At 34.3% G+C, this 23,448-nt stretch carries 21 protein-coding genes, 4 pseudogenes, 1 riboswitch and 1 other annotated feature; of the genes and pseudogenes, 16 read left to right on the plus strand and 9 right to left on the minus strand.

The window, feature by feature from the left end:
- Positions 1-53 precede the first annotated feature (53 nt).
- From JFU20_RS25850 to JFU20_RS25860, 3 genes are all read left to right on the plus strand, one after another.
- A complete protein-coding gene (locus JFU20_RS25850; protein WP_044443291.1) occupies positions 54-1,382 on the plus strand; it encodes a hemolysin family protein in 1,329 nt (442 codons plus the stop codon).
- A gap of 53 nt (positions 1,383-1,435) precedes the next feature.
- Positions 1,436-1,849, plus strand: a complete 414-nt coding sequence (locus JFU20_RS25855) for an ATP synthase subunit I (protein WP_002084378.1) — start codon at positions 1,436-1,438, stop codon at positions 1,847-1,849.
- Between the two features lie 219 nt (positions 1,850-2,068).
- On the plus strand, positions 2,069-2,620 hold the full coding sequence (locus tag JFU20_RS25860; protein WP_002014015.1) for a DUF2179 domain-containing protein: 552 nt from the start codon (positions 2,069-2,071) through the stop codon (positions 2,618-2,620).
- A gap of 97 nt (positions 2,621-2,717) precedes the next feature.
- Here JFU20_RS25860 and JFU20_RS25865 read toward each other — a convergent pair whose 3' ends face one another.
- On the minus strand, positions 2,718-2,945 hold the full coding sequence (locus JFU20_RS25865; RefSeq protein ID WP_193664216.1) for a DUF3923 family protein: 228 nt from the start codon (positions 2,943-2,945) through the stop codon (positions 2,718-2,720).
- A gap of 17 nt (positions 2,946-2,962) precedes the next feature.
- Positions 2,963-3,400: a hypothetical protein gene (locus JFU20_RS25870; RefSeq protein WP_201039052.1), complete on the minus strand. Its 438-nt coding sequence runs from the start codon at positions 3,398-3,400 to the stop codon at positions 2,963-2,965.
- Positions 3,401-3,769: 369 nt separating this feature from the next.
- On the opposite strand from JFU20_RS25870, the gene JFU20_RS25875 reads away from it, so the two are divergent.
- Positions 3,770-4,684, plus strand: a complete 915-nt coding sequence (locus JFU20_RS25875) for a tetratricopeptide repeat protein (RefSeq protein ID WP_201039053.1) — start codon at positions 3,770-3,772, stop codon at positions 4,682-4,684.
- A gap of 81 nt (positions 4,685-4,765) precedes the next feature.
- Here JFU20_RS25875 and JFU20_RS25880 read toward each other — a convergent pair.
- A pseudogene (locus JFU20_RS25880) lies at positions 4,766-5,961 on the minus strand (MDR family MFS transporter).
- A gap of 112 nt (positions 5,962-6,073) precedes the next feature.
- On the opposite strand from JFU20_RS25880, the gene JFU20_RS25885 reads away from it, so the two are divergent.
- The 3 genes and pseudogenes from JFU20_RS25885 (at position 6,074) to JFU20_RS25895 (ending at position 9,084) form a co-directional block, all read left to right on the plus strand.
- Positions 6,074-6,616: a CGNR zinc finger domain-containing protein gene (locus JFU20_RS25885; protein ID WP_201039054.1), complete on the plus strand. Its 543-nt coding sequence runs from the start codon at positions 6,074-6,076 to the stop codon at positions 6,614-6,616.
- Between the two features lie 42 nt (positions 6,617-6,658).
- On the plus strand, positions 6,659-7,414 hold the full coding sequence (locus tag JFU20_RS25890; protein ID WP_201039055.1) for a class I SAM-dependent methyltransferase: 756 nt from the start codon (positions 6,659-6,661) through the stop codon (positions 7,412-7,414).
- A 143-nt stretch (positions 7,415-7,557) separates the two neighbouring features.
- Positions 7,558-9,084, plus strand: a pseudogene (locus tag JFU20_RS25895) (collagen-like domain-containing protein).
- 81 nt (positions 9,085-9,165) lie between these two features.
- Here JFU20_RS25895 and JFU20_RS25900 read toward each other — a convergent pair.
- Together JFU20_RS25900 and JFU20_RS25905 are read right to left on the minus strand one after the other, a co-directional pair.
- Entirely contained in the window at positions 9,166-9,309 is a 144-nt protein-coding gene (locus JFU20_RS25900) for a hypothetical protein (RefSeq protein ID WP_000945246.1), read from the minus strand.
- 97 nt (positions 9,310-9,406) lie between these two features.
- A riboswitch (cyclic di-AMP (ydaO/yuaA leader) is annotated at positions 9,407-9,549 on the minus strand.
- 28 nt (positions 9,550-9,577) lie between these two features.
- Positions 9,578-10,047, minus strand: a pseudogene (locus tag JFU20_RS25905) (GNAT family N-acetyltransferase).
- 231 nt (positions 10,048-10,278) lie between these two features.
- Here JFU20_RS25905 and JFU20_RS25910 point away from each other — a divergent pair.
- Positions 10,279-10,527, plus strand: coding sequence for a GlsB/YeaQ/YmgE family stress response membrane protein (locus JFU20_RS25910; protein ID WP_002033357.1), 249 nt, complete (start codon positions 10,279-10,281; stop codon positions 10,525-10,527).
- A 64-nt stretch (positions 10,528-10,591) separates the two neighbouring features.
- The gene (locus tag JFU20_RS25915; RefSeq protein ID WP_002033358.1) at positions 10,592-11,713 is read left to right on the plus strand and encodes an AI-2E family transporter; all 1,122 of its coding nucleotides are present in this window, start codon (positions 10,592-10,594) and stop codon (positions 11,711-11,713) included.
- Positions 11,714-11,741: 28 nt separating this feature from the next.
- Here the strand turns inward: JFU20_RS25915 and JFU20_RS25920 are convergent, their stop codons facing one another.
- Positions 11,742-12,899, minus strand: a complete 1,158-nt coding sequence (locus JFU20_RS25920; protein ID WP_002084398.1) for a 1-deoxy-D-xylulose-5-phosphate reductoisomerase — start codon at positions 12,897-12,899, stop codon at positions 11,742-11,744.
- A 137-nt stretch (positions 12,900-13,036) separates the two neighbouring features.
- Positions 13,037-13,243: a binding site (T-box leader), on the plus strand.
- Between the two features lie 44 nt (positions 13,244-13,287).
- Here JFU20_RS25920 and JFU20_RS25925 point away from each other — a divergent pair.
- The 4 genes and pseudogenes from JFU20_RS25925 (at position 13,288) to JFU20_RS25940 (ending at position 17,749) form a co-directional block, all read left to right on the plus strand.
- Entirely contained in the window at positions 13,288-14,286 is a 999-nt protein-coding gene (locus JFU20_RS25925) for a tryptophan--tRNA ligase (RefSeq protein WP_201039056.1), read from the plus strand.
- Positions 14,287-14,363: 77 nt separating this feature from the next.
- A complete protein-coding gene (locus JFU20_RS25930) occupies positions 14,364-14,513 on the plus strand; it encodes a hypothetical protein (protein WP_002014003.1) in 150 nt (49 codons plus the stop codon).
- The gene (locus JFU20_RS25935; protein WP_201039057.1) at positions 14,506-15,264 is read left to right on the plus strand and encodes an ABC transporter ATP-binding protein; all 759 of its coding nucleotides are present in this window, start codon (positions 14,506-14,508) and stop codon (positions 15,262-15,264) included. The genes JFU20_RS25930 and JFU20_RS25935 overlap by 8 nt, the downstream gene beginning before the upstream one ends.
- A pseudogene (locus tag JFU20_RS25940) lies at positions 15,261-17,749 on the plus strand (FtsX-like permease family protein). Before JFU20_RS25935 ends, JFU20_RS25940 begins: the two are co-directional and overlap by 4 nt.
- 42 nt (positions 17,750-17,791) lie before the next feature.
- On the opposite strand, the gene JFU20_RS25945 reads toward JFU20_RS25940, so the two are convergent.
- Both JFU20_RS25945 and JFU20_RS25950 read right to left on the minus strand, forming a co-directional pair.
- Positions 17,792-18,241: an NUDIX hydrolase gene (locus JFU20_RS25945; RefSeq protein ID WP_201039058.1), complete on the minus strand. Its 450-nt coding sequence runs from the start codon at positions 18,239-18,241 to the stop codon at positions 17,792-17,794.
- 17 nt (positions 18,242-18,258) lie between these two features.
- Complete coding sequence (locus JFU20_RS25950) at positions 18,259-19,098, minus strand: DUF2785 domain-containing protein (RefSeq protein ID WP_002013997.1); 840 nt, start codon at positions 19,096-19,098, stop codon at positions 18,259-18,261.
- Between the two features lie 123 nt (positions 19,099-19,221).
- On the opposite strand from JFU20_RS25950, the gene JFU20_RS25955 reads away from it, so the two are divergent.
- The 3 genes from JFU20_RS25955 to JFU20_RS25965 all read left to right on the plus strand — a co-directional run bounded on the left by JFU20_RS25955 (position 19,222) and on the right by JFU20_RS25965 (position 22,022).
- Positions 19,222-19,944, plus strand: a complete 723-nt coding sequence (locus JFU20_RS25955) for a GNAT family N-acetyltransferase (RefSeq protein WP_002013995.1) — start codon at positions 19,222-19,224, stop codon at positions 19,942-19,944.
- A 180-nt stretch (positions 19,945-20,124) separates the two neighbouring features.
- Positions 20,125-21,153: a tyrosine-protein phosphatase gene (locus tag JFU20_RS25960; protein ID WP_002013994.1), complete on the plus strand. Its 1,029-nt coding sequence runs from the start codon at positions 20,125-20,127 to the stop codon at positions 21,151-21,153.
- 158 nt (positions 21,154-21,311) lie between these two features.
- Positions 21,312-22,022, plus strand: coding sequence for a YjjG family noncanonical pyrimidine nucleotidase (locus JFU20_RS25965; RefSeq protein WP_061689145.1), 711 nt, complete (start codon positions 21,312-21,314; stop codon positions 22,020-22,022).
- A gap of 426 nt (positions 22,023-22,448) precedes the next feature.
- Here JFU20_RS25965 and JFU20_RS25970 read toward each other — a convergent pair whose 3' ends face one another.
- Positions 22,449-22,946, minus strand: coding sequence for a DinB family protein (locus JFU20_RS25970; RefSeq protein ID WP_002013992.1), 498 nt, complete (start codon positions 22,944-22,946; stop codon positions 22,449-22,451).
- Positions 22,947-23,448 lie beyond the last annotated feature (502 nt).

A 23,448-nucleotide genomic window follows, 5' to 3' on the forward strand; every position in this document is an offset into this window, starting at 1 on the left:
ACATTATAGTATACAGGAGGTGGACACCTTAGTTTTTTAACTAAGGGGATTCATTGGAAATATTTAATTTAGTCATGGTTGCGATTTTAATCGCATTTACTGGATTTTTCGTAGCAGCAGAGTTTGCGATTGTTAAGATACGTTCAAGTCGCATTGATCAGCTTGTTGCGGAAGGGAAACGCGGTGCGTTAGCAGCGAAAAAGGTAACAACAAATTTAGATGAATATTTATCTGCTTGTCAATTAGGTATTACAGTTACAGCGATGGGATTAGGTTGGTTAGGTGAACCGACAATCGAAAAGTTATTACACCCGTTATTTGAGAAATGGAACGTAAATCCTTCTATCTCATCAGTATTAACTTTTGGTCTTGCTTTTATGCTAATGACATATTTACACGTTGTAGTAGGGGAATTAGCTCCGAAAACGCTGGCAATTCAAAAGGCTGAAAAAGTAACGTTGTTATTGGCAACTCCGTTAATGATGTTCTATAAAATCATGTATCCATTTATTTGGGTATTGAACGGTTCAGCTCGTGTTATAACTGGTTTATTCGGTTTGAAACCAGCTTCTGAACATGAAGTAGCTCATACAGAAGAAGAATTACGTCTTATTCTTTCAGATAGCTATGAAAGTGGCGAAATTAATCAAGCTGAATACAAGTATGTAAATAATATCTTTGAATTTGATAATCGCATCGCGAAAGAGATAATGGTACCGCGTACAGAAATCGTTGGTTTCTATCTTGAAGATTCAGTAGAAGAACACATGAAAGTAATCCAAAATGAACGATACACACGTTATCCGATTTTTGGAGAAGATAAAGATGATATTATCGGTATGGTCAACGTAAAAGATTTCTTTATTCGATATATGAACAACGATCAAGAAGATTTATCATCGATTCGCACGTATATGCGTCCGATTATTGAAGTTATGGAAACGACTCCAATTCATGATTTATTACTGCAAATGCAGAAGAAGCGAATTCCAATGGCTGTTTTATATGATGAGTACGGAGGAACAGCTGGAATTGTAACGCTTGAAGATATATTGGAGGAAATCGTCGGCGAAATTCGTGATGAATATGATGAAGATGAAGCACCACCAATTCAACATGTGAACGAGTATCATAAAATTGTTGATGGAAAAGTGCTTATCTCAGAAGTAAAAGATTTGTTTGGATTACACATTGAAGAAGACGATGTGGATACAATCGGTGGATGGATTATGATGCAAAATCATGAAATCGAAGAAGGACAATACGTTGAAGCAGAAGGCTATGAATTTAAAGTATTAGAAAAAGATGCTTATCAAATTAAACGTGTTGAAATTCAAAAAATGGATCATGAACAAGAACAAGAGAAAGCAGCAACTGTGTAAGTTGCTGCTTTTCTTCTGACACATAATAAAATGTGAAATTAGGAGCGGATATTTTGATTCAAGTAGCCTTACGTGTATATCGATTACAATTGTATACGATCTTTAGTGGTTTACTACTAATGTGGGCGGTTACTCCGTTTGGGAAACAAGTGACAGGGTTCGGTATCGGTTTAGCAGTTAGCGCATATTGTCTTTGGCTATTAGCTCGCAGAGTGGAGAAATTAGGAAGAAGTATCGTGATGAAAGAAAAGGCTCCTGGATTAGGAGTTCTAAACCGATTTGCGGCCGCAATATTAGGGGCTATCATTATGTTTGAAATTGAGCATGAAATGGAAATGTGGGCATTTGGTACTGGAATATTGGGTGGACACTTTTTAATGATTGCGAATTTAGCCTATGCAAATATGCAGCTAGTAAAAGAAGAAGAGAAGCAAAAGGAAAATGCTTCGAAAAACATAGAGCTCTGATGAAAGGGACCTAATCAGGTTCCTTTTTGCGTTTAAAAATAAATGATATAATACGAATGATTTACTGGTACTTATCGAATTTATGCCAAACATAATACGCTTATTTTTGGGGCATTTCAATAGTATGAAAAAAAATTAAAAAAAATTAAAAAACCCATCGATTTCTAAAGCTTATGTATGTTATCATGACAAAAGAATTTGCGAAAGAGGTGGATACCAATGTTACAAGCTTTACTTATTTTTGTGCTTCAAATTATTTACGTTCCAACTTTAACAATCCGTACGATTTTGCTTGTAAAGAATCAAACAAGATCCGCTGCAGGTGTAGGATTGTTAGAAGGAGCAATTTATATTGTCAGTTTAGGTATTGTGTTTCAAGATTTATCAAATTGGATGAACATTGTTGCCTATGTCATCGGCTTTAGTGCGGGACTATTATTAGGCGGTTATATAGAAAATAAATTAGCAATTGGATATATTACGTATCAAGTTAGTTTGCTAGACCGTTGTAATGAATTAGTAAATGAATTACGCCATTTTGGATTTGGCGTTACAGTATTTGAAGGTGAAGGAATAAATTCTATACGTTATCGCTTAGATATCGTTGCAAAGCGTTCTAGAGAAAAAGAACTGTTAGAAATTATTAATGAAATTGCACCGAAAGCGTTTATGTCTTCTTATGAAATCCGTTCGTTTAAAGGTGGATATTTAACGAAGGCGATGAAAAAGAGAGCATTGTTGAAGAAGAAGAAAGATGAACATGCATCGTAAAGAAAAGGGAGTAGTGCAGCTTTAAAAGCACGGCATAATCCCCATAGAAAAAAGAGAGGAATCTATATTGAAAAAGATTCCTCTCTTTTTTTCTGCGTTATTTTTTTCTGCTTTTTCTCAGATTAACAATTAACCATACAACTTGAATAATTAGTGGTAATATAAATGCAATTAATAAAACGATAAATGCTATTAATTTCAGCTCAGGTGTTTGAGTAACGCCGGTCCCATCAACCTCTCTTAGCCAAATGATAGCTGCCAATATCCCGAAAGTTATAATCCAAAATATGTTACCAATCCACCAATAAATCCATCTGCTTTTCATGCTAGCACCTCTTATATTTACCCTCTGTTAAAAGTATATTTTCGGTTGTTATATTTAAATGAAATAACTATAAAACTACTTTTTTCAACTGTATATCTAACTTGTTTAAAGGTTGCCATGTCTCCATCTTCGTTATCATCTTTCGTTTGCAAAAGTTGAACTCTTGGCTTGTAGTCTGTCCTATGAGCGTGCTCGATATCTTTAATGTTAAGTTTGTAGGATTCACCATTATTTATTTTTTGTTCCAATACTTTTTTATTGGCAACATAAATAAAAGTTACTTTATTTTCATCAATACCTTCAGTCTTAATTTCTAATTCATTATCTTTTGTTGTAATCGTTGGTGTTAATAATTCAATACTGCCGCTTCCGGTTTCTAAAGAATTTTCTACTATAGTTGAACATCCGGATAAAATGATTCCGATGAATAGCAGAACAATTAATTTCTTTTTCATAACATCCCCCAATTTCAAGTGATTTTTGATTTTGGTATTGCTAGACTGCTAGTGTGGAACGTAAATGTTTAGCTAGCACTTTTTAATTGTACCATAATATGTAAAATGAAACGGGTTGTATATCCAATTTAAGGGAGATTGAAAAGTTTACTTATTGTTGAGAATCAGTATTTTTACAGTAGGTATATATTTTCTTTACAAAGCAGTGTTGCTAAAATCATTACGAATTGTATATCCAAATATATGATGAAATGTAGACAGGAGAAAGAACTTAATACGAAGCGAACTTATTATTATAGAAATTACAATTTTTGTATATTAAAATAATGATAGGGAATAGATGAATTCATTCACTTCGGAGGTAGTTACTTGGACATTAACGAGAAGGCAATTGAAATGTTTGAACAAAATGAATATGTGGAAGCAATGGAACTGTTTCAACAAGCAGTACATGAATCTAGAGGTGTACAATCTCTCAATAATCTTGCTTGGATGTACTTTTATGAGGAAGAGAATGATGGTAAAGCTCTTGAATTAATAAAAGAAGCTGTTAAGTTGAATCCTTCCTCATACTTTCCTTATAACATCTTAGGGGAAATTTACATGAAACAAGAAAAGTGGGAAGAAGCGAAAGATGCATTACAAAAATCTATTTCGATTCAACCATCCGATGAAGCATATCACAATGTAGCTGTAGCTCATTATAATCTTGGAGAGTTGGAAAAAGCTTCGGGATTTTTCTTGCGAGTTGCAGGGGATTCAGACATTATAATGTATAACTATGTAAAGTGTTTAATTGATTTAGGGCGAAAAACAGAAGCGAAAGAGAAGTTGGATGCTTTTAACAGGAAATCTGATGATTTTGTAGGAGAAATTAATGTAGCAGGTTTATATGTTGAGTTGAATTGCTATAAAGAAGCAATTGAATGGTTCGAAAAGGGATACAAAGAATACTGGAAAAGTCCCAATTGGATTGGTAGATTTGTTTATGCTCTATATAAAGCTAATAATTTCTCCCGTATAAATGAAGTTATACGGGAATCTATCGAAGTGAAGACAGCAGAAATAGAAGATGTTCAGAATGAAGAAGTAGAAGAAAATTGGACAGAAAACGATAAGAAAGAGTTAATTGAGGAATATATAGAAGAGAACAATTGTTATAAAAAAATGATAGAACGTATCGAATCTGGATATGTTCCAGGGTTAGAATTTGAAACTGATTATATAGGGGCTTGCTATTTATTTGGTTGTAAAAGACATAATCATCTTGAATATGAAAAATAAAAAGATTCGACTGTCAAATATGATGGTCGAATTTTTTATTATAGGCTGCTTGTCTAAAGGTACCATCTCAATTGTAATGTGTTAAAGATGTTTCGTCTCATTACATAGGTATATATCCTCTTTAGAGCTCCCTTTTTTAATATTTAAAATATGTAGTGAAATAAAACCAATAAGTCCTATTCCGCCGAAAATAAGCCATGGTGTATACATTCCGTTTAAGTTTGATGTAAACCATGTACCGGTATAATTACCAATGATAAAACCAAATGCGAGTGATAATTGATAAAATCCGAAATAAGTAGCAGTATACGATTCGTTACTGTAATTCGCAATAGCGATATCAGCGTTAGGTAATACAAGTGTTTCGCCAATTGTAAATAATATTACACAAATAAATAGCCAATATGGATGTTGGAATAAAGGAATGAGTAAAAGGAAATACCCATTAATAAAACACCGTATTTAATAATAGAAAGTGTGTTGTATTTATGAAAGAGTTTCCGGAATAATACCATAAATATGACACCTGTTATTGCATTTATCGTAATAACTAGTATAGCGAGCTGGTTACTATGACTAATGCTTTTCATATGAAGTGGAAGTGCGACAGTAAGCTGAGTAAACATAATGTAGAAGAAAATCATAATAAATGAAAACAAAAGAAAGGTTTTATTTTGTAAGATTGCCTGTATTCCTAAAGCAATAGACGTGTTTTCAGTAGAGACTTGGAAGTGGTTTTTAAGTAAGTAAAAGATTAAAGCGAATAACAGCATAAGAAATCCTGTTAAAGAGAAAGCATATATCGGATCTAATAGGAGTAAGAAACTTCCTGCAATTGGTCCGATTATCGCACCGCAATTAAAACTAAGGTTTAAGTATGTAAATAAATTTTTTCTCATATGAACTGGTTGTGAGCCGAATATGGCGCGAGCAGCAGGTTCGTAAAATGCAGTTCCAAAGCCAATAAGTGCGGAAGAAATAGAAATTGTATAGAAATCAGAGCATATTCCTAAAGCGATAAATCCGATTCCTCTTAAAAATAATCCGGCTATCATCATAATGATATAGCCTATTTTGTCAGCAATTAATCCTGAGAATAATGGGATAACTCGTGATGTGATTGTCATAACCGTCAAAACTGTTCCTACTTGAACAGCAGAAAAATGAAGAAAGCTTAATAGATAAATAGCTAAAAATGCGTATACTGCAAAATACCCAAAAGACATAAAAAATGAAGAAATAAGCATGAAACGTATCGGTATTGAGAAACTTTTCATAGAACTCCTCCTAATGTTGTAACCGGTAAATTTTTTTAATGGTTAACTATTTTATATTATAATTATACATAAAGTCAGAAAAAAGTAAATTGTAAGAAGAAGGTGGATGGAATTGAATCAAAATGCACCAAATGAATTAGAATATATTCGGGAATTTTTAAATACATGGAAAATACCAAACGATACGAGAGAGCCAATTGACATGCTGCAAACAGAAGAGGATATAAAGCTCTTTATGAAAGAATATTTTCATGAAGAGGTTCCATTTCATACGATAGAGGAATTAAAAAGTTTTCGAGAAGATATTCGGTTAACAATTGAAGGCGAAGGATCATTGCAAAAATGGTTAGAAAAATACCCATTTCATGTACATATAAAGGGAGATATGAAAAGTGTTACATATGAACCGGTGCAAGAAGAGAATCTGTATACAAAAGTATTGAGTATTGTGTTAACGGCGATTCAAGAAAATTTGTGGGGAAGGTTAAAAGCATGCCCAGATTGTCGCTGGGTATTTTATGATCATTCGCGTAATGGAAGTAAAAGATGGTGCGGTATGTATGCTGGGGAAGAAGGCGGAAGAGCGTGCGGTACGATTGCAAAAGTGAAAAATTACCGAGCGAAGAGAAAAGGAAGATCGGGTTATAATGTGTAATTTATTTATGAGAAGAAAAAATCGGTTGGGGGAATGTAGGATATGGAAGGCACACAAATGTTAGCTTTAAATAAAAAGTGTTGGGATACAGTTGCACCATATTTCTTTCAAGTTGATTGTTTACCAAAATACGGCCCGTATACAGCGTCTGAAGATGAAATTCATCTATTTGATTCAATCAGAAATAAAAAGGTTCTTGATATTGGATGTGGGAGTGGGCACTCATTGCAATATATGGTGGAACATGGGGCAGAGGAATTATGGGGTCTTGATCTTTCAAGTATACAAATTGAAACGGCACATGAAACGTTAAAGGGCTGGGATCCAAAGTTAATATGTGGAGCAATGGAAGAAGAAGTGGAAATTCCGAAAGAGTATTTTGACATTGTATATTCCATCTATGCATTAGGTTGGACTTCAAATTTAGGAAAAACATTAGAACTTATTTACTCATATTTAAAGCCAGGTGGAAGCTTTATTTTTAGCTGGGAGCATCCGATATATTCAAATTTACTGTACGGAACAGAGGAGATTGTTTTAAATTCCTCTTATCATGAAGAAACTCCTATTACGTTTGAAACATTTAAAGGGGAAGATGTACAAGCGACATTATATAAGCGAAAAATGAGTACATACATAAATGATTTAAATAGAGTTGGTTTTACAATTGAGAGAATAGAAGAACCTGAACCGTCAAGTATATTTGATGAAGAAATAGCTGAACCTTCTACGAAATATTATTCTTTATATAAAGCTAGAATGGTGCCGACTACTTTTATTATTAAAGCGAGGAAGTAATTTGCTAGAAAAGAAGCCTATCATTTCAAATACATGAAATGGTAGGCTTCTTTATTTTATAAAAAATGTAGTTGAATGTGTACTTTTTTATAACAGTGCATTTCATATAAAAAGTGTAATTATTTTTGGGAAGGGGGATTGTTGTGCGTCATCATAGAAATTACAAAAAATTTGGAGTGGCACTGCCTCTTCCGCTTATAGGAGCAACTGGCCCTGCTGGTAACAGTGGCCCAACCAACCGGTCCAACTGGAGGGCACGAAGGTCCAGTCGGTCCTCAATGAATCACCGGCCCTAGAGGAGCAACGGGTCCACAAGGTCCTCAAGGGATACAAGACATCCACGGAGAGATAGGGACGATAGGAACGATTACAAGGGGCTATTGGTGATACTGGAGAGTCAGGGGTTACGGGTCCAATTGGCTTGCAAGGTCCTCAAGGATTAATTGGAAATTAAGGTCCCATTGGTGGTGATATTGGAGTACAAGGACTAGAAGGGATACAAGGAGCTACAGGCCCTGTTGGTAGTAGGAATACAAGGCCCGCAAGGAATACAAGGAGAAATAGGAGAACGAGGACAAACAGGAGCACAAGGAATGCAAGGGGAGATAGGTGAAACTGGAATCTCGGGTGTAACTGGTCCTCAAGGTCTTCAAGGTCTTCAAGGTGTTCAAGGAATACAGGGGGAGCAAGGCGCTACTGGTATGCAGGGAGAGGGAGGTCCCGAAGGAATCCAAGGTCCGCAGGGAGAAATTGATCCAACTGGAGCAGAAGGTTCTAAAGGTATTCAAGGTATTCAAGGTGTAATAGGCCCAACAGGAGCACAAGGAATGCAAGGGGAGATAGGTGAAACTGGAATCTCGGGTGTAACTGGTCCTCAAGGTCTTCAAGGTCTTCAAGGTCTTCAAGGTGTTCAAGGAATACAGGGGGAGCAAGGCGCTACTGGTATGCAGGGAGAGGGAGGTCCCGAAGGAATCCAAGGTCCGCAGGGAGAAATTGATCCAACTGGAGCAGAAGGTTCTAAAGGTATTCAAGGTATTCAAGGTGTAATAGGCCCAACAGGTGCACAAGGAAGGACAGGAATACAAGGTATAGTAGGTCCAACTGGAACAACAGGAGCAGCAGGAGTACAAGGTCCCCAAGGAATACGAGGAGACACAGGTCCAGCTGGGGTGCAAGGAATACAAGGAATACAAGGAACAACGGGAGCAACCGGTTCAACCGGAGCAACTGGATCATCTGCTATATCAACAGGTGGTGGGTATTTCTTTTCTACATCAACAAGTACAATTGCAGCAAATGCCAACATTCCAATTAATTCAGGATCCACTGTATATGGAACTGGTGTATCTTTAACTAGTGCTACAACTGTCACGGTATCCACACCAGGAATATATTTAGTAAGCTACTATTTCCAAGGGGACGCGACTGGTGGGAATGAGACTGTATCTGTTAGGTTACTATTAAATGGAACATAAATAACAGGGAGTTTTATACAAAACGTAACGACATCAACTGTAGTAATCGAACCAGCTATTTCAAATACACTTCTTGTGAATGTAGCGAGTGCAAATTCAACATTAATATTACAAAATGGTCCATTAGGTGTTGGGCATGTGACCACTATTGCAGGAACAATTACGGCAAGTTTAAATGTGGTGAGGATATTATAAAAAGTATAGGGAATATAAAAAACACAAGGAATGTCTTTACAGACACACCTTGTGTTTTTTAATATTAAATAAACATTTTCTTTATCTTTTCGGTTGAAAAATATGCTGAAAGAAGTATTTGTGATGTAAGTTATCTACAACTTTATTTGCTTGATATGTGCGGTGTTGTTCGAGTCGAAGTCTTTGCTCCATCATTTTTATTGCGTGATCTGATAAACGTAACATTGTACCAGTCTCCTTTTCTATAAATATAGTTTTCTGATTGATATCGATTCCATATTTATAACTAAGGAGGCAAAGTGTGTAACATAGGCAAAAAGCACCTTCCTCTCCCATTACGCTTACGAGGTTAGCTGTCGGACTCGGGAAGTGAGAGTTTCCCTACTTGAAAAAGATTCGCCCCAAGTAGCATAGCTACAAAAATGGTTCCCCCGCTCCAAAATTTGGACTCAGCAAAAGGTTGTATAAAGTAAAAAATAACATAAATAAATAATTAAGTCAAACTTTTTTGTGTTTTCTGTCTTTTAAGTTGCGTAAGAATCATGCCATCAGGTAGTGTTGTATCTGTTACTTCAATGAAGCTGTATTTTTTATATAATGCGAGAGCTGGAGTATTGGCTTTACCTGTTTGTACAATGTATGTCATTGAAGACAAGAACATGTTAAATATATAAAGTAGCAGTTTCGTTGCGATTCCTTTTTGAAAAAATCGGGCGATACAACTAATCTGTGGATATCGATTAGTTCTTCTTCTTGTATAAAAGAAATAAAGCCGACGAGTTTATTTTCAGAGAAATATCCATAGAATGTTTCATCACAATTTTGAATATCGTTTACAGTATCATATAAACGAGGTATTGCAGTACTGTTTAAAAAGTCTGCTTCAATTTTATAAGCTGGAATTTGAACATTTAAAATGGATGATGCTACTTCATAAGACGTGGGAAGTAATTTATGAATCATAGATAATAACGCCTCCTTTAAATATGATATATTAATATAATTGATTTGTGGGTAAGTTTGACAATTTTTTTCTTTTTTGCATATAATATATGTATCTCCATACATAAAATGTTCGTAGGTATATTTCTATAGTAGGATATGGTTAGCGTAGATAAATACGTAATCTTATATAAGAGTTTAGCTACTCTTGTATTTGACAATACAAACTATAATAGAAATGAGGGACTAAAAATGGGATGGATTATTACATTAATAGTTGGTGCTATTATAGGTATAATTGCTAGTTCTATAACGGGTAAAAATTTTCCAGCTGGTATGTTTGGAAATATAATTGCTGGTTTACTAGGAGCTTGGTTAGGTAGTAGATTATTTGGATCTTTTGGGCCATCGTTTGGTGGGATTCATGTCGTACCAGCATTATTAGGTGCAATTGTGTTAATTCTTATTGTATCATTTGTAGTAAAAGCTGCAAGAAAATAAAGGCTATTACTGATTGTTTTATAAAGCCCTTTTAGGGCTTTTCCTAATTAGAGAGGTGGTACACTTGGAGAAAGTAAATATAAGAAAAAGAGATAAGTTGAAAAAGTTTTTTAAAGAACAAAATTATTTAGCTGTACTACTTGGATTCGCGTTGCTGTTTGTAAATATATTATTACTTACAAAAATATCATTCGTCTTTACACCGTTCGTCGTATTTTTAAAAACAATCTTTTTCCCAGTATTATTAGCGGGAGTACTATTTTATATATTGCATCCATTCGTTTCTCTTTTAGAAAGAAAAGGTGTGTCGAGAATTGTGTCAATTGCCTCGATATATATAATTGTTCTTGGATTATTTGTTTTTCTTGCGGTCACGGTTATTCCAATTATTAAAGATCAAGTAAATGCTTTAATAGATAACTTGCCATATTTCGGGCATGAAATCGAAAGGGCAGCACGTAAATTTGGAGAAAGTAATGTAATTGGTAGAATGCAGGAAAGTTTAAATATTGATTTTGCTAATATCGTAAAAGATTCTACAATGAACTTTACAAAATCATTATCATCAGTAACAGGAAATGTAACTGGATTTTTAAGTACAATTACTGAAGTTGTTTTAACATTTGTAATGGTTCCGTTTATTTTGTTCTATCTTTTAAAAGATGGTGAGCAATTACCGAATCATTTTTTAAAGTTTATATCTGAGCAAAGACAACCAGCTGCGAAGAGAATACTAGATGATATGCATTATGCGATTAGTTCGTATATTAGAGGGCAAATTATTGTTAGTTTATTTATCGGTATTATGCTATTAATCGGTTATCTTATTATTGGTATTAAATATGCGGTACTACTTGCTATTTTAGCGATGATTGTAAATATCGTTCCGTACGTAGGACCAATCATTGCAATTACACCAGCTTTAATTATCGCATTTATCGACTCGCCATCAATGGTGTTAAAAGTAATTATCGTTATGATGATTGTACAATTAGCAGAAGGTAAATTTATTTCTCCGCAAGTCATGGGGAAAAAGTTAGATATTCACCCGATTACTATTATATTTATCATTTTAACTGCGGGGAATTTATTTGGAATTATGGGGATTATTTTAGCAATTCCAGGGTATGCGATATTAAAAGTTTTAGTTACGCACGGTTATAGATTTGTGAAGTTGAATACGTGAAAAAAGAGCTAAAACAGAGAAACCTGTTTTAGCTCTTTTTCATTAACAATTGATTTGCGTATTGGCGTGCCCATTGATCAGCTTCTAATATATCATCGAGTGAAGGATCTTTTACGTTATGATGAGCTTCAACTGTATTGTAAATTGTTTTTTCGATATCGAAAAATGCAATTTCATTTTTAAGAAATAGTGCATTTGCAATTTCGTTCGCTGCATTTAATACGGCTGGAGTTGTACCGCCAATTTTTCCACATTCAAATGCATATTGTAGACAGGGGAACTTCTCTAAATTTGGTTTTTCAAAATGCAAACTACCAATTTCTAATAAATTTAATTTTTCATAGGATGAAGGTAGTCGAGTAGGGTAGTGAAACGCATATTGAATCGGCATTCTCATATCAGGAGCACCGAGCTGTGCCATGACTGATCCATCAATAAATTCCACTAAAGAGTGAATGATACTTTCTTTATGAATCATAACATCAATTTTTTCATAAGGAATATCGAATAGCCACTTAGCTTCCATCACTTCAAACCCTTTATTCATTAACGTGGCAGAATCTATCGTTAGTTTTGCGCCCATTAACCAGTTTGGGTGTTTTAAAGCATCCTTCGCTTGTAATGTTTTCATTTCTTCACGTGTTTTATCACGAAAAGCGCCGCCAGAAGCTGTAACAATTAATTTTTCGATTTCCTTATTATTTTCCCCATTTAAACATTGGAAAATGGCTGAATGTTCACTATCAACTGGAATTAGGCGGCATCCGTTTTGTTTCGCTAGTTCGGTGACGATATGTCCAGCTGCAACTAAAGTTTCTTTGTTAGCGATAGCGATATCTTTCTTCGCCTTTAATGCTTCAATTGTTGGGAGTAAACCTGAAACACCGACAACTGAACTTAATACAAGATTTGTATCAGGATGGGTAGATACTTCAAGTAAACCATCAGTTCCATATGTAATTTTTGTATTTGTTGAAATACGAGAACGTAATGTGTCCGCTAATTCTTTTGTCGCTACGCTTACAATACGAGGCTGAAAAGATTCGATTTGTTTTTCGAGAAGATCGATATTATAATTTGCGGTTAAACCGACGATTTTAAAATGTTCAGGATGAGCGGAAACGACATCTAATGCAGATGTGCCAATGGATCCTGTTGAACCTAAAATGGATATATATTTTACCATGAAAAAACCTCCAAAGTTGTTTCGAGTATTTCTGCAAACCTATATATTATTAGACAATTAAGGTGGAAATTCCTGCTATATAAAACAGAAAATTAGGGTTTAATTGGAAAGGAAATGTGATAAACTGTAAAAAAAACTAAAAAGCAATGAAAGAGAAGAGTACATATTCAAAACTTTTCAGAGAGCTGATATTTGGTGGGAATCAGTAAGTGATGAATATGGAATGGGCTCTGGAGCTTCTAGCTTAAATGAGTAGGCGAAGACGGTTACTTCACGTTAAGAAGTTGAAGTGAGCTATAATATAGCTAATTAAGGTGGTACCGTGGGAGTCTCTCGTCCTTTTTTTAGGATGAGGGGCTCTTTTTATTTTGAGAAAGGAGGAGTTAGTATGAGTGGGAAAATAATGTTAACAGGAATTAAGCCGACAGGTTATCCGCATTTAGGAAATTATATTGGTGCAATTAAACCTGCATTGCAAATGTCAAAAAATAATGAAGGAAAAGCATTGTACTTTATAGCTGATTATCATGCGTTAAATGCAGTGCATGATCCAGAGAAGTTCAGTAGTTATACGAAAGAGGTAGCTGCTACTTGGTTATCACTTGGGCTTGGAGAAGATGTTATTTTTTACCGACAAACGGAAGTGCCGGAAATTCTAGAATTAGCTTGGATATTAGCTTGTCTAACTCCGAAAGGGCTTATGAACCGTGCCCATGCGTATAAGGCGAAGATAGAGCAAAATAAAGAAGCGGGATTAGAAATTGATGCAGGTGTGAATATGGGATTATATACGTATCCGATTTTAATGGCAGCTGACATATTACTATTTCAAGCTACTCATGTACCAGTTGGAAAAGACCAAATTCAGCATATTGAAATTGCGCGTGATATTGCGACGTACTTTAATCATACATTTGGCATGACATTTACACTTCCTGAGTATGTGATACAAGAAGAAGGAGCGATTTTACCTGGTCTTGATGGAAGAAAGATGAGTAAAAGTTACGGAAATGTGATCCCGTTATTTGCAGAGCAAGAAAAGCTACGAAAGTTAATATTTAAAATCAAAACCGATTCGTCACTTCCAAATGAACCGAAAGAACTTGAAACGTTATTTATGATTTATAAAGAGTTTGCGGAAGAGGATGAAATTCAGTCGATGCGTGAAAAGTATGAGACCGGAATTGGTTGGGGAGATGTGAAAAAAAAGTTATTCCGCGTTGTAGACAGTGAGTTAGCGGATTCTCGCGAAAAATACGTTAAGTATATGAATGAGCCTTATTTATTATATGAGGCGTTAGAAAAAGGTGCGGAAAAGGCACGAGCTATTGCGAAGGTGAATTTAGCGGAAATAAAAAAACGGATTGGATTTGAGAGGGAACGTTAAGCGTTCCCTTATTTTTTTATAAAAAAATCGAACGAAATTTAAATTTGTTACCAATATAGATTAAGGGAGGGATAGAAATGGATGCAATTCTCGAATTAAAAATGTTGTTATTTCAAATAGGAACAGAAATTATACCACCTAGTAATCTAAAAGAAAAAATTTTAATTCAAGTTAATCTAATGGAGGAAATAGCATTTAATAATGTTGAGGTGAATAAAGATGAGTGAAATTGTGTTAGCAGTTCAAGGTTTAAGTAAGACTTATGAGAGTGTAGATACAAATGTTAGAGCCTTACAAAATGTATCTTTGGAGTTAAATAAAGGAGAACTTCTTGCCGTAATGGGGACGAGTGGGTCTGGGAAGAGTACATTACTTAATATACTTGGTGCTTTAGACAAGCCTGATGAGGGAGTCGTATATGTAAATGGTGAAGGCCCTAAAAATATGTTTGTTGAACCATATGCGACGGAGTACAGGCGGGATAACATAGGATTCATATTTCAGGCATTTCATTTATTAAAGGATTTATCTGTAGAAGATAATATTGCGTTACCCCTCATATTATCAGCTGATTCAGAAGAGGAGATACGAGAAAAAACAAATAAAATATTAGATGTTCTTGGTTTAGTAAATTGGAGAAATCATCGACCAGTTCAGCTTTCTGGGGGGCAACAACAACGTGTTGCAATTGGTAGGGCGTTAATAACATCTCCTCCAATTGTTCTTGCAGATGAGCCTACTGGAAATTTAGATTTCAATACGTCTAATGATATTTTACGAGTACTGGTCGATATGAAACAAAGATTCAATCAAAGTATGATTCTTGTTACTCATGATCCTCACATTGCTACGTATGCAGATCGGGTTCTTTTCTTTCATGATGGAGAAGTTGTTGATGATTATACGTGTTCTCATGGAGTAAATGATATGAATATCATTTTAGATAAATTTAAAAGATTAATGGAGAAATCAAAATGATAAAATCAGTACGAGGATTAGGTTTACGCTTTTTTAAGACGAATAAATTTACTGCTATCTCCTCTATAGTTAGCGTTATGTTGGCTGTTTCTCTAATTGTTACGATGATTGTATTTTCGAGCCATGCGAAACAGTCTGTTATAAATGAAGTTAAAAATTTATATGGAGATATGGATTTATCTGTTGGATATAACCCTGATCAAAAAAATTGATGGATAAATCTTTACTACAAAATATTAAGGAACAAGAAAATATTGAATACATGTCAAAAGTATTAGTAAATCATTTGCAAGTGAATAAATTGAATACAGCTATTTATACAGTAGGTGTTCAAAATGATTCGTTATCTAAAAGCCGATATCACTTCTCTAAAAATCTATCGAATGAGGAAGTAACATTAAATCATGGATTAGCGGAAACTTTACAAGTAAAAGTTGGAGAAAAGATTGAAATAGAAAATAAATCTTATGTAGTAAAAGAAGTTTTACCTGATATAGAAGCTGGAGGTTCAGCTCCAGATATACTTGTTTTATCGGAAGGTGCAGTGAAACAGCACGTATATGAAAAAACGGGTAAATACAATGAGGCTACTTATGTGTTGATAAAAGCAAAAGTGAATGCAGATGTACTAGCATTGTCTAGTCAAATTCATAAAATAGACAAAGAATTAAGAATCGATATTGCGGAGGAAGACGAGTTTTTAAAAAGTAACTTAGCGTCATTACATATTTTTATAGTTGTTTTATCTGTATTAATACTTATTATTACTTCGTTATTATTAATGTCTAATTTTGAAGTGTTTTTATATAAATATAAAAGCCAATTTGCTATTATGCGATCAATGGGAGCAACAACGAAACAAATGTTTAAAGTTATATTTATTCAATGTAGTGTAATTAATTTATTTGGTGGAATATTTGGTTTGTTACTAGCTGTAATAAGTAACTGTTTTTTACAAAGTTGGCTAGAGCATTTATTTGATTTTCAAATTAATTCGATGAGTTTTGACTTTAAAATAGCAATTGTAACAATGATTTGTAGTATCTTTTTCATCGAACTGTTTATGTTATATCCGTCATACAGAAGTTCGAAAATATTGCCAGTAAAGCTTATGCGTGAAAATGAAGAATCCGACTTTTCTAATAAAAAAACACGCAGTATTATGGGGAAATTCCTTTTAATTAGTAGCATATTTTTAACTGTTTTAGGTGGATTTGTAGCAAATACTGGAGATATGCAGGCGATAGTGATAGTAATAGGATCTATATTTTTTGTTTTAGGAGTGTATGTTTTATTTCCTATTTATCTTTCTTCGATATTAGAATTATGCCTACCTATGATGAAAAAAATATTTGGAAGGAACACATTTGTTGCTATTAAAAATGTAATTCCGCAAGTAAGGAAAAATACATTTGTTATCTTAATGATAAGTACGATGATGGTGATAGTTGTCTTTGGTTCCACTATTTTTAAAACAATGCAGAAAAATAATGAAAGATATTTAAAACGAGAATTTCCAACACATATTGTTGTGGAAAATCGTTTGAATAATGATTTAACCATTACCTCACCTCATATACAAAATATATTTAAAGAAATAAGTAGTATAAAAGGAGCTAGTACAATTAGTACGAACTCACTGGCAGAATTAAAGCAAGGTAAAAATTATATTACTTTTGACTATAATTTAGGTGATTTAAAGGAAATGGAAAAGCAAGGATTACTGCCAGAAGTACCTGCAAATTTGGAGAATAGTATAATTGTTACAGAAGAGTTAGCGGGACGGTATAAACTTCATGTAGGCGATATCGTTCAATTAGGTCTATTTTCAGAACAGGAACAAAAAGTTAGAGCGACTAGTAAGGTAGAAGTTGGGTTAATTGTTAACGAGCTACCGAATTCTCCTTCGGTACTCATGGATTGGAGTAATGTAACATATAAACAAGATTATACAGTTTTTGAGCGTGCATTTATTAGCTCAAATAATGAGAGAGAGACGTTGGAACAATTAAAGAAATTGAAAGGTCAATATCCACAATTAAAAATAAGTAGTTATACTCAATCGTTAAAACAATCTAATTTAATGTTTCAGCAAAGGTGGTCCATCTTCATCGTTGTTATTGTAGTAATTTTGCTTAGTGTAACATTAGGGGTGTGTAATACACTTATAAATAATATTCAATCTAAAAGAAAAGAGTTTGCTATTTTACGAGCAATAACAGTTAATAAAAAGGGTATTGTACAAATTATTTTGACGCAAGTTAATTTATATGTACTTATTGGAATCATACTAGGGGTTGTTATAGGAATATTATTAACCTATATGGTAAGTATAATAGATCGTACACCTTTATTTTTTGATTTCAAACTTATCGTAACGGTAATAGCGGGGATGTTCGGAATAGTCCTTATTATTTTTATCCCTTTTGCTAATAAAATAGGGAAAAGGGATATTGTACAAGAGTTAAATAAGGATAATAAATAAAAATATAGTCAAGATGAATTCCATCTTGGCTATATTAATAGTTCAATTCGACTTCCGAAAGTCAGTAATAATCTTCTCAATAACAGGAGGGAGATTACTAGGTAATTCATCAAGTGAAAAGAAGCGCAGTTCTTTCGATTCCGTTTGATCGCATACAAGCTCACCGTGGAATTCTCGGCAAATATAAACAACGAGTACACCGTGTACTTGATCGCCGTTTGGATAGATTTGAAAGAAATCAGGTCCTGAGTATGTACGGAATAGTTCTGGATTTTTAATGATAAGTCCGGTTTCTTCATATACTTCTCGATTTAAAGCGTCTTCTAACGTTTCGTTATATTCTAAGGCGCCACCAATAATACCCCAGCGATTAAAATCTGTACGGAGCTGCAGTAATATTTCATTTTTCTCATTTAATATAATGGCGTGTGATCCGATTAAAATGAGTGGATGATTTCCTACTAGATTTCTCATGTCTGCAATATAGCCCATAATTCTTCTCCTTATATTTAATAATAATTAGGCAGTTCTTTTAACATTTTTTCTGTTTTACGTGCTGTAAATGCTAAGTTATGATCATCTTTTGTTCTAAAAAATAATGTGCGTAAAAAGATTTTAATGTTTGCGCATAAAATACAATACTCATTAAGGGAAAGGCGTTTTCTAATTTGAGGAAGCCTTTTTATTTTTTTATAAATAATTGAAATTAACTCATCTTGCGGGAAGTCATGATATAGCATAGATAGTAACGGTGTAACAATTCGTTCATCTTCATTATTATGAAAAAGATCCGATGGGATGAAAATTTTATTTAATAAACAATGAATTAATTCCTCGTACCATTCAAAGGTCGTATAGGAATTGTGAACAATTTCAGAAAAGGCATCAGATACGTGGGCAAGACAATGAGCCCATCCTTTATTTTCAATATAGCCTCGAAAATCCATTTCTAAGTTTGTGTATGTAATGAGTTTGTTTTTTATTTCTTCGATATCCTCCTCTGTAAAAAAGTAGTGCGAGTTAGCGAATTGGAGTATTAATGCAAGTAACGAAACAGTATAAGAACGTGTGAAAACCCCATCTGTAAGTGGGGAGTGAATGTCACAATATAAATACTCATCACTTAAACAAGTTTGTAGAAGTAATTTCAGTTGATCATCCATAAGGAATTCATGATGAATGAAATGTGCAAAACATTTATATATAAGTTGGTAACGAACGTAACTATCAGTTGTTCCGATATACTGAAGCATATTGAGCGTTAACTCATTAATATCTATATGTTGCAGTTGCGTATAGTCATTTTGTTGTATAAGCTCTAACTGTTGTTGCAATGCTGTAATATCCAATGGAGAACCTCCTCCGCACTTTAAAGATGCGATGTTTTCTAGTATTCTATATATTCAAGGACAATCCTGCTCATGCAAGGAGAACAAGTAGAAATTCGAGTATGACATAGATGAGGGAAGTATATGATGACTATAGAACAGTTAGAAAAACATTTTAAAATAAGAAAAAATGCTTCTTCTATAATGATAAAAGAAAATGATGCAGAGTTTTTTACAGAAGAGCAATTAGAAGAGATAATGCAATATTGCGTTGTTGAAGCTGAAAAAGATGGAATAGAAGAATTGCAATTTGAGATTTCTTCAAAAAGCCCAAATTATGATGTGTATAAGAAATGTTTCGAAACGTATTCATTTGAATATATTACTGAAAACATGATTGTATTTAAGGATATATATGAAGTAGAAGATATAGAAAGTGAAATTGATTTTAAGCTTATTGAAGAGATAGGCGAAGCCGCTTTTTATTCACTGTGGAATGAAGTGACGGGAGAACAAATCGATTATGATCAATTTGTAAATACGATGCTACAAGAAATAGGTGGGCAATGGAAAGAACATTGTTTAACAGCGATTGCAAATGAAGAGCCAATAGGAATTGTAATCCCGCATATTGAGAAAGGTACGTTAGAAGAAGGAAAACTGATGTATTTCGCAGTCACTCCAAATATGCGAAATAAAGGGTATGAAGCAGCATTATTTACAGGGGCGATGTTTGTCTTAAAAGAAATAGGTGCATCTTATTATATTGGCGAGACAAATATACAAAATGAGTGGATGAAGGATGTTTTTGGGAAGAACGGATGTCAGCAGCTGAGCTCTACTGAGCGATATGTGAGAAGGGTTTAGAAGGATGAATGACGTACTCTCTCGAACTCATTTAGCGGGAATCCATGTACAAATTTTGAACAAGTAAAAGAACTTTTTGCATGTTTGTAAGATAAAAAGAAAAATCGAAACGACAAAGTAAGCTTTCCTATAATACAATAGAGAAGGATTAGACTATACGAAGAAAGCGTTGGTGAAAGTATGAAGCAGCAAAGAAATTGGCTACAAGCAACTGTAGAACGAAATGAAGATAATACGTTACATATAAAGTGGGAAAATAATATAGAAGAAGTTCGTATTTATTGGAGTACTTCACCAGATCATATTGAAGAAAATGGAGAATTACTTGTAACAGTAAGTGGGGATGCATGTACAATTGAAAACCCGAGTGAAAATGAGCGTCCATATTTTAGGTTAGTAGGAAGTAATGGACAAGCAGTCACAGTAGCTGAGCGTAGATTACCATTACAAGGTGCGTTTAACTTCCGTGATATGGGAGGATATGAAACGACTGAAGGCCGTAAAGTAAAATGGGGTAAATTGTATCGTTCTGAAGAATTAGCAGGATTAACAGAATGGGATATCGAGTATTTACAGAAGTCGGGTTTAAAGTTAATTTGTGATTACCGTACAGATTTTGAAGTGAAGCATAAGCCGAACCCAAGTGTTACAGGTGCTCGTCAAGTGTGCTTACCAGTTATGCAAGACTTGGCGAAAGACTTGAATATAAATGAATTTTTCCAAGTTGGTGACCTTTCTATGTTAGGGAAACCAGGCGAGTATCTTGTGAAAATGAATCAAGATTTCGTAAGTGGTAATGAAGCATTCGTGAGCTTCTTAAAACTGGCACAAAACCCGGAAAACTTACCGTTAGTAAACCACTGTACAGCTGGAAAAGACCGTACAGGATTTGGCTCAGCATTATTATTACTTTTACTAGGTGTACCGGAAAAAACAGTAATGGAAGACTACTTACTAAGTAACGGTTTCCGTGAAAAGTTAAATGAAAAAATGATGGCCTTTTTAGGTGCGAAATTACAGAACGACGAAAGTAGAGCAATATTAGGTGCGATGTTTGAAGCTCGTGCTGAATATTTACAAGCTGCGATTGATGAAGTTAAAAAGCAATACGGATCAGTGGAAGCATACGCTGAAAAAGCTCTTGGCTTTACGAAAGAATCGTTAGAGGAAATGAAAGTGTTATTGCTAGAGGATAAAGTGAAACTTTAATCAGTGGGGGGGGCATCCCCACTGATTATTAGCCTTCACCAATCGGACTGCCCGTTAATGCGGGATAAATAATGAGGAGGGAGGCTGATTGGATTAGCCTCCTTTTATTATTGTTGCTATAATTAAGCTATGAGAAAATAGGAATTGAGGCGAACATCATGAAATACAAAGTAATACTATTCGACGTAGACGATACATTATTAGATTTCCCTGAAACAGAAAGAAACGCATTACATAACGCGTTTGTACAATTTGGCATGCCTACAGGGTATAATGATTATCTTGCAAGTTATAAAGAGATTAGTAATGGATTATGGAGAGATTTAGAGAATAAAATGATTACGCTAAGTGAATTAGCGGTAGATCGATTTAGACAATTATTTGCTCTTCATACTCTAGAAGTAGACGCGCAGCATTTTAGTGACGTATACCTTGAAAACTTAGGAAAAGAAGTACATCTTATAGATGGTGCAGTGCAATTATGTGAGAACCTTCAAGATTGCAAGTTAGGTATCATTACGAATGGATATACAAAAGTGCAACAATCTAGAATTGGAAATTCCCCTTTATGTAACTTCTTTGATCATATTATTATTTCTGAAGAAGTCGGCCATCAAAAACCAGCGCGTGAGATTTTTGATTATGCTTTTGAGAAGTTTGGGATTACGGATAAATCAAGTGTACTAATGGTTGGAGATTCGCTAACTTCTGATATGAAAGGCGGAGAAGATTACGGTATTGATACGTGTTGGTATAATCCGAGTCTGAAAGAAAATACGGCAGGCGTTAAGCCGACCTATGAAGTGGAGAACCTGCTACAAATTTTAGAAATTGCGGAAGTGGCGGAAGAAAAGGTAGCTTCATTTTAATAGAGTTAAGATTTTTCGATTAGTTGATATATATTAAGTTACGGTAGATATATTTGAAAAATCGTTCATATAAGTTCATATACTATGATATGGAACAAAAAAAGATGGTACCAAGTCAAAATAATTTTACTGAAAGAAAACAGAAATAACACTAAATAATATATTTAGCTGTTTGTAATTGGTCATTACAAACAGCTAAAAAAAACGATTGCCTCTTAGGATCCAAGCAATCGTTTTTTTATTTTTTTCGGAGATGAAATTTGTATTTTTATACCCTATCTCCATCAAGTTTAAAAAATGTTTGTTCCCCAGTAATGAAAAAAATGAATTTAATTCTCATAAATAACTGTAAAGTGGTAAAAATTTCGTTTTGGGTGTAATTTAAAATCTTAAGTTAATGGGCATGGGGTGGAACCCTTTCCTTGTTTAGACCGGATATCCGCCTGTTGGCGGTGGCCAAGCACTAAATAATCTGCGAATCAGCACAATTTCTCCTAAATGGTAGGAGTTATGAGATGCAATATTCCGTAGAACACCGCCAGGGGTTTCACCAGGCCATTCCTCCAATGTTTTGTCCAATTGAACAGTTTGGGCGATCGTGCATGCCTGTTCAATCCCTTGAAGAAAATACTGAATAATCTGTTGCCACTCTTCCTCACTGCCAGGGCATTCTTCTTCAGGCCAGCTCTCTTTTACATGGGCAGGCAATGCAGGCTTCTTCCCCTGAGCGGATAATAAGAGAAAATCTTGCCAATAGGTCATGTGTTTCACTAATTGATAAATAGAATAAGGCAGTTCCTCTCTGCGTTTTCCCGCAAGCGCCACGTCTATATCCGACAAAGCATTCTTGATGGGAAGATGTCCTCGTTCCCCTCTTAACGATTTTACTAATGCCTGGCTAAACGCTTTATTTGATTGCTCCATAATAACTGACTCCCATCCTGTTTTATTTTCTAATTTGCTGATTTTATGATTCCGTCTTTTTTATATGTACTAAATAAATTATAGAAGCTTTACGACTATTAAGAGAAAGTAAAATAAGGCAAGAATCACTGACTTCTTAACGTACAGGAAATCGTAGGTTTTTATTTAATTAGTACCTTAATGTACAAATGTATTAACAGATAAATCAAAGGTTCGAATGACAACATTCAGGTCTGCGTTAATATCAGCCACTTTTGATTTTAGCTTTTCCGATCCCTCCTGAATTTTATCCAATTGATTTTATTGTGAATGAACTATGAGTTGATTATAATAATTAGAGTGAACTCTAAGTCAAGAAAAAAATAATAAAAGGATAGTTATTCTATTATGAGGGAGTTCGCGAAGCAAAAATAGCGCTACTATACTAAGGTCATTCACGTTTTATAATGCGATAATTAAATATTTATATATACATAGTTTCTCAGAGTGATGCGATGTCATG

The organism is Bacillus sp. TH30, from assembly GCF_016650875.1.
GTDB lineage: Bacteria > Bacillota > Bacilli > Bacillales > Bacillaceae_G > Bacillus_A > Bacillus_A mycoides.